The organism is Pseudoalteromonas sp., from assembly GCF_041613455.1.
Lineage (GTDB): Bacteria > Pseudomonadota > Gammaproteobacteria > Enterobacterales > Alteromonadaceae > Pseudoalteromonas.
Genome location: NZ_JBFJHD010000153.1, coordinates 1 through 7,430 on the forward strand (window position 1 = coordinate 1; position 7,430 = coordinate 7,430).

Genomic DNA, 7,430 nt, shown 5'->3' on the forward strand with positions numbered 1-7,430 from the left:
GTAACAAACTCTTCCGAGCCGGTAGGGTGAATAGCCACTACCGCATCAAAATCAGCTTTAGTGGCGCCCATTTTCATGGCGACGGCAAATCCTTGGATCATTTCATCAACAGTAAAACCAATACCGTGCAGACCCACTACTTTTTCATCGGCACCGGCACAAACCAGTTTCATTTTACATGGTTGGCGGTGCTGAGTAACAGCGGTATACATAGCGGCAAATGCCGACTGATATACTTTGATATTTTCTGCACCGTATTGCGAAATCGCTTCTTGCTCCGTTAAGCCAATAGTACCAATAGGCGGGTGACTAAACACCACGGTAGGCACTAAGCTGTAATCCATTTTTAAGTCATCAGGGAGTGCTTTATTAAACAAGCGCTCAGATAAAGTACGCCCCGCTTTTACTGCAACAGGCGTTAGCTCTATGCCGTTTTCGATAATATCGCCCACAGCGTACACATTTTTTGCGCTGGTGTTTTGGTACTCATCTACTTTAACAAAGCCTTTGCTGTTAACTTCGACGCCGGCGGCTGCAACGTTAATGGCATCTGTGGTTGGCTCACGGCCAATGGCCCAAATAACCTGATCGACGTTATGGCTCTTGCCATTGCCTAAATGCAGCGTCACCGTGCCATCCTCTTCTTTAACCAGTTTCTCTGGTACCGAATGGGTGTGTAAAGTCGGCCCTTCTTTGGCCATAACTTCAACGAGTGTATCAACAATGTAAGGGTCAAAATTACGCAATGGAGCATGTTTGCGAACAAATAAATGTGTTTCAGTGCCTAAGCTGTGTAGCACACCCGCCAGCTCAACTGCGATGTAACCTGCGCCAATCACGGCCACGCGTTTTGGCTGCTGTTTAAGCTCAAAAAAGCCATTTGAATCGATACCGTGTTCAGCGCCTTCAATATTTGGAATGCTCGGGCGGCCACCAACTGCAATGAGGATATGATCGGCGCTATACAGTTCGCCATTTACTTCAACGGTGTTACTATCAACGAATTTTGCAAAGCCGTTAATAACCGTTACGCCGTTGTTGGCCAGACCGTTATCGTAACCTTTATGAATACGGCCAATATAGGCTTCACGGCTCTCGACTAGCTTGCTCCAGTCAAAGCTTTTCATTTCAACATTAAAGCCATAATCAGGGGCGTATAAATTAATTGCTTCAGCAACTTGAGCACCGTGCCACATTACTTTTTTGGGTACGCAGCCTACGTTTACACAAGTGCCACCCATGTGTTGGGCTTCAATCAGCGCAACCTTAGCGCCACGCATTGCTGCACGGTTAGCCGACGCAATACCGCCACTACCACCACCAATTGCAATATAATCAAAATGCTGAGCCATGTTTAATCCTCAAAAAATATTTAACAGTGTTTTGCAGATGATATCATATGCCATCTGCAAGTCACCCAATGTGCTCTAGAAACGAAAAAACAGCCGACGCAGCGCAGCGAGTAAAACGACCTGGATGATCTGCTACGATGTTACTCTTGTATTTAACTACTTTGCCCCAACTTTAATTTTATATTGCATAACATTGAGAAAAATATGACCGACGCACACAGCAACCCATTAATCGGGCTGGAAGGCCTACCGCCATTTTCTAAAATAAAACCAGAGCACGTGGTGCCAGCACTTAAGCACGGCATCGAGCAGTGCCGCAAAGCGATTGACGATGTGCTAGCAAAACAGTCATATACTTGGCATGACCTAGTATTGCCACTAGAAGAAGCAGACGACAAATTATCGCGCATGTTTTCACCGGTTTCGCATTTAAACTCGGTTATGAACAACGACGAGTTACGTGCCGCCTATGAGCAATGTTTGCCGCTCATTTCTGAATATTCAACTTTTGTTGGCCAACATCAAGGCTTATACGCCGCCTATAACGCGCTGTATAACAGTGACGAATTTAATACGCTAACGACCGCGCAACAAAAGTCGATTAGCAATGCATTACGTGATTTTAAACTGTCGGGTATTGCACTTGAGCCTGCGCAGCAAAAGCGCTACGGTGAAATAAGTGCCCGCTTATCTGAGCTGGCGGCAAAATTTGGTAACAATGTGATGGACGCAACATTAGCGTGGCAAAAGCATATTACCGACGAAACTGAGTTGGCTGGTTTGCCCGAATCTGCATTAGCACTGGCTGCCGACACGGCAAAAAGCAAACAGCTAGACGGTTGGGTTTTCACCCTTGATTTTCCGTCATACTTGCCGATTATGACTTATGCCGATAACCGTAAGCTACGTGAAGAAACTTATACGGCATTTTCAACTCGTGCCTCTGATCAAGGTCCTAACGCGGGTGAATTTGATAACTCAGCGATTATGAGCGAAGAGCTGGCGCTACGTCATGAGCTGGCGCAACTATTAGGTTTTAATAACTACGCTGAAAAGTCACTCGCCACTAAAATGGCAGAGTCTCCGGCGCAAGTATTCTCCTTTTTAGAAGACTTAGCGGCTAAGTCTAAACCGCAAGCAGAGCAAGAGCTGGCTGAACTAAAAGCCTACGCCGAGCAAAAGCACGGTATTACTGAGCTTGCCGCGTGGGATTATGGTTATTATGGCGAAAAACTTAAGCAAGAAAAGTACGCTATTTCAGATGAAGTACTGCGTCCGTACTTTCCGGCCGATAAAGTACTCAGTGGTTTGTTTGAAACGGTAAAGCGTTTATTTGGCATTAGTGTAAAAGAAATCAGCGACTTCGATAGCTACCATAAAGATGTACGCTTTTTTGAAATTTACGACAGCAGCAACACGTTGCGTGGCCGCTTTTACCTTGATTTATACGCACGTGATCATAAACGTGGTGGCGCGTGGATGGACGATTGTATGGGCCGCAAAGTACGCGCAAACGGTGAGTTACAAACACCGGTGGCGTACCTAGTTTGTAACTTTAATAAAGCGGTTGGCGATAAGCCAGCGTTATTTACCCATAACGAAGTGACCACTTTATTCCATGAATTTGGCCATGGTATTCACCATATGCTCACCCAAGTCGATGCTGCGCCTGTAGCCGGCATTAACGGGGTGGCATGGGATGCCGTTGAGCTGCCGAGCCAATTTTTAGAAAACTGGTGTTACGAAGAAGAAGCGCTGAGCTTTATTTCGGGGCATTATGAAAGCGGTGAACCACTACCAAAAGAGTTACTGGATAAATTACTGGCCGCGAAAAACTATAACTCAGGCATGCAAATGCTGCGTCAGTTAGAGTTTTCGTTATTCGACTTTAAAATACATCACGACTATGTAGCCGGTGAGCAATGTAATATTCAAGCGGTACTTAACGACGTGCGTAGCCGCACCTCGGTTGTTAAAGTCCCTGAGTTTAATCGTTTTCAGCATGGCTTTAGCCACATTTTTGCTGGTGGCTATAGTGCCGGTTATTACTCATATAAATGGGCGGAAGTGCTGTCGGCTGATGCGTACTCTAAGTTTGAAGAAGACGGTATTTTCAACCCACAAACGGGGCAAGCCTTTATGCAACACATCCTAGAAAAAGGCGGCAGTGAAGAGCCGATGGAGTTGTTTAAAAACTTCCGTGGTCGCGAGCCTAATGTGGATGCACTATTGCGCCACAGTGGCATTGCCGCTTAACCCAGCACGCTAAACACGCTGTTTAGCGACGTATAACGGTCAGTGCTCAGGCGTTAGTCAGACACTGGCCGTTTATGTTTTTAAGTGCGTTACATTAACGCGCTTGATATACTGAAACGGTATTTTTTCGTCGGAGTGTAGAGTGGTTATTCAGTGTGCTTTTAAAGAGTTGCGCCCATATTTAAATGAGCTAGAAAGCCGATTTGGTTTAGCTCAATGGGCCGCGCAAAACAGTGGTTTTCGGTTGCACTACGACGATACCGGCTTGAGCTTATTTAAAACCGATGAGCCTAAGTTAGGTGCAATTAACGTTGACTTTGTTACAGGCGCCGCTGCGCACCGTCGCAAATTTGGCGGTGGTAAAGGGCAAGCCATAGCCAAGGCGGTAGGGTTAAACAAAGGCGCGACACCTGTGGTGCTTGATGCTACCGCAGGGCTTGGGCGTGACGGTTTTGTATTGGCGTCGCTTGGCTGTAAAGTGATTTTACATGAGCGCCACCCGGTGGTGGCAGCGTTACTCTATGATGGTTTGCAACGTGCTTACAGCGACATTGAAATAGGCCCGTGGATGCAGCAAAATATGAGCTTAGTGTTTGGCTCCAGCCACACGTTACTAGAGCAGTGCGAAAGCATCCCTGATGTGGTGTATTTAGATCCGATGTTTCCACATCGTGAAAAGTCAGCACTCGTGAAAAAAGAAATGCGCGTGTTTCAAGACTTAGTGGGAGCTGATAGTGACGCCGACGATCTATTGGCATTTGCCTACCCATTAGCCAGCAAGCGCGTGGTGGTTAAACGTCCCGATTACGCCCCGTTTTTAAACGATAAAACTCCCAGCATGCAAATCAAAACCAAAAAGAATCGCTTTGATGTTTATGTAAAAGCGGCGATGGTTTAGGTTGCGGGTGATGAGCTACGGGCTACAAGCTGCGAGTTAAAATCGCAACGAATGTGGATGCCCTTAGCTTTTATGTGTTCTGATTTATTCCTCATTCACTGCGCTTGGTGAAAAAATTTTGCTCGGTTAATCGTCGTCATTAAAAATATTTGCTCACCCCGAACATTAAGCTGATCTTTTAGCTGTTGATTATAACATCTACTGCATTGAATATAGGATCTCAGCGCGTTTTCATGCTAGAATTTGCGCAATTTTTTAGGACCGAATAAGTAGCACAGCTATGATCTTAGATGATATTCGCATTGTTTTAGTAAATACCTCACACTCAGGAAATATTGGCTCAGCGGCACGCGCCATGAAAACCATGGGCTTATCAAAGCTTTATTTAGTTGATCCGGCGTGTGAAATCGACAGTCATGCCAGCGCATTAGCGGCTGGAGCGAGTGATGTTTTAGGTAATGCGGTGATTGTAGATAGCGTTGCCGATGCAATTGCTGATTGCGCATTAACAATTGGTACCAGTGCGCGTTCACGTACGCTGTCTTGGCCTATGGTGGAGCCGCGCGAATGCGGTGAAAAGCTGGTGAATGAAGCGGTTAATGGCCCAGTTGCCTTGGTATTTGGTCGTGAAAACAGTGGCCTAACTAATGAAGAGTTACAGTTGTGTAATTACCATGTGTGTATTCCTGCCAATCCGGAATACAGTTCGCTTAATTTAGCTATGGCAGTGCAAACACTGTGTTACGAAACACGTATGGCGTTTTTAAATCAGCAACCTAAACCCGCTGAACAAGATGACACGCTCTACCCAAGTTCTAAACAAACCGAATTGTTTTATGGTCACCTTGAAGAAACGCTGTTTAACACTGGGTTTATCATTAAGCAGCACCCAGGCATGGTGATGACTAAGTTGCGTCGTTTATTTAACCGCGCGCGCCCGGAAGACGCAGAGATGAATATTTTGCGCGGTATTCTTACCTCAATAAATAAGTCTATTAAATAGCGTTAAGTTATATTAGCCGAATGATTATATTGTGCGCTAATACTTGACTAAATTACTCAAGTAATTACAATGGACTCAATACCTGAGTAAAATACTCAAGTATTAAAGGTCTAGCTGAAGCTGATTTTAGTGATAATACTTGACTAATTTACTCTGGTAATTAAAATTTGCACTCTTTTGTGCGGAGGGCGTTATGAAGTTAACATCGAAAGGCAGATACGCCGTTACAGCGATGCTGGATGTTGCGCTACACACAGGTGTAGGTCCTGTAGCCCTTGCTGATATTTCACAACGACAAGAAATCTCTTTGTCTTACCTCGAACAGTTGTTTGCCCGATTACGGAAAAATGGCTTGGTAAGCTCAGTTCGCGGCCCTGGCGGTGGTTATTTATTAGGGCGTGAAGCGGACGCTATTTCTGTTGGCGATGTTATTAATGCCGTGGATGAATCAGTAGATGCTACACGTTGCCAAAGAAGCGACATAGGTTGCCAAAGCGGTATGCGTTGCTTAACTCATAACTTATGGTCAGAGTTAAGCGTACGAATTGAAGAATTTTTAAATAATATTACCCTTGCTGAATTGGTGGAAAAAAGCGATGTGAAAGAAATCGCATTGCGCCAAGATAACAGTATTAATGATGCAATTAAGCAGTTGGAAAACATTCAAGTAAGCTGTCAACTTTAAGGTTGACCTGCAGCGGAGAGAGAAATGAAGTTACCGATTTATTTAGATTACGCAGCAACCACGCCTGTTGACGATCGTGTTGCCAAAGAAATGATGCAATGCCTGACAATGGACGGTAATTTTGGTAATCCTGCGTCACGTTCACATAGATTTGGTTGGCAAGCTGAAGAAGTTGTTGATCAAGCGCGTACCGATGTTGCCGATTTAATTAATGCAGACCCACGTGAAATTGTTTTCACTTCGGGTGCAACGGAATCAAACAACCTAGCAATTAAAGGCGCAGCACAGTTTTACAAAAAGAAAGGTAAGCACATTATTACCGCTAAAACTGAGCACAAAGCAGTTATCGACACCTGTCGTGAGCTAGAGCGTCAAGGTTTTGAAGTAACTTATATGGACGTGGAAGAAAACGGCCTACTTGACCTGCAAAAACTAGCAGACACAATGCGTGACGATACCGTGTTAGTAAGCATCATGCATGTTAATAACGAGCTGGGTGTGATTCAAGATATCGCCACGATTGGTGAAATGTGTCGCGAACGTAAAATTATGTTCCATGTTGATGCAGCGCAAAGTGCAGGTAAAGTATTAATCGACGTACAACAACTTAAAGTTGATTTTATGTCGTTCTCTGGCCACAAAATATATGGCCCTAAAGGGGTTGGTGCACTTTACGTACGTCGTAAACCACGTGCCCGTTTAGAAGCGCAAATGCACGGTGGCGGCCATGAACGTGGTATGCGTTCTGGTACACTTGCTACTCACCAGTTAGTAGGTATGGGTGCAGCGTTTAGAATTGCTAAACAAGATTTTGAAAAAGACCATGCACATATCAGCGCATTACGTAAGCGTTTAATCGACGGCATAATGAGTGACATGGACGAAGTGTACTTTAACGGCACGCAAGACCAGTCAGTACCCGGTATTGTTAATATCAGCTTTAACTTTGTTGAAGGTGAGTCGTTACTAATGGCAGTAAAAGACATTGCAGTATCGTCAGGCTCAGCCTGTACATCGGCAAGTTTAGAGCCTTCTTATGTTTTACGTGCACTAGGGCGTAACGATGAATTAGCGCATAGCTCAATTCGTTTTAGTATTGGTCGTTTTACCACCGAAGAAGAGATTGATTACACCGTCGAATTAATGAAAAACTCTATCGGTCGCCTACGTGAAATGTCTCCACTTTGGGAGATGCATCAAGAAGGTATTGATTTAGATTCAGTTGAATGGGCTCAC

6 protein-coding genes are annotated in these 7,430 nt (G+C 44.8%); 5 read left to right on the forward strand and 1 reads right to left on the reverse strand.

Features of this window, described 5'->3' with window-relative positions:
* Positions 1–1,352 (reverse strand): glutathione-disulfide reductase (gorA, locus tag ABYB02_RS12585; RefSeq protein ID WP_372762790.1); only part of this gene is annotated, 1,352 nt, incomplete at its 3' end.
* Positions 1,353–1,556: 204 nt separating this feature from the next.
* Between gorA and prlC the strand changes: the two genes are divergently transcribed.
* The 5 genes from prlC to ABYB02_RS12610 all read left to right on the forward strand — a co-directional run.
* On the forward strand, positions 1,557–3,608 hold the full coding sequence (gene prlC, locus ABYB02_RS12590) for an oligopeptidase A (protein ID WP_372762791.1): 2,052 nt from the start codon (positions 1,557–1,559) through the stop codon (positions 3,606–3,608).
* Between the two features lie 142 nt (positions 3,609–3,750).
* Positions 3,751–4,506 carry a class I SAM-dependent methyltransferase gene (locus ABYB02_RS12595; protein WP_372762792.1) on the forward strand — a complete coding sequence of 252 codons (756 nt, stop codon included), beginning with the start codon at positions 3,751–3,753 and terminating at the stop codon, positions 4,504–4,506.
* Positions 4,507–4,786: 280 nt separating this feature from the next.
* Entirely contained in the window at positions 4,787–5,509 is a 723-nt protein-coding gene (trmJ, locus tag ABYB02_RS12600; RefSeq protein ID WP_372762793.1) for a tRNA (cytosine(32)/uridine(32)-2'-O)-methyltransferase TrmJ, read from the forward strand.
* A gap of 193 nt (positions 5,510–5,702) precedes the next feature.
* Complete coding sequence (gene iscR / locus ABYB02_RS12605; protein WP_372762794.1) at positions 5,703–6,194, forward strand: Fe-S cluster assembly transcriptional regulator IscR; 492 nt, start codon at positions 5,703–5,705, stop codon at positions 6,192–6,194.
* A gap of 24 nt (positions 6,195–6,218) precedes the next feature.
* Positions 6,219–7,430: IscS subfamily cysteine desulfurase (locus tag ABYB02_RS12610; RefSeq protein ID WP_372762795.1), on the forward strand; the 1,212-nt coding region annotated here is incomplete at its 3' end.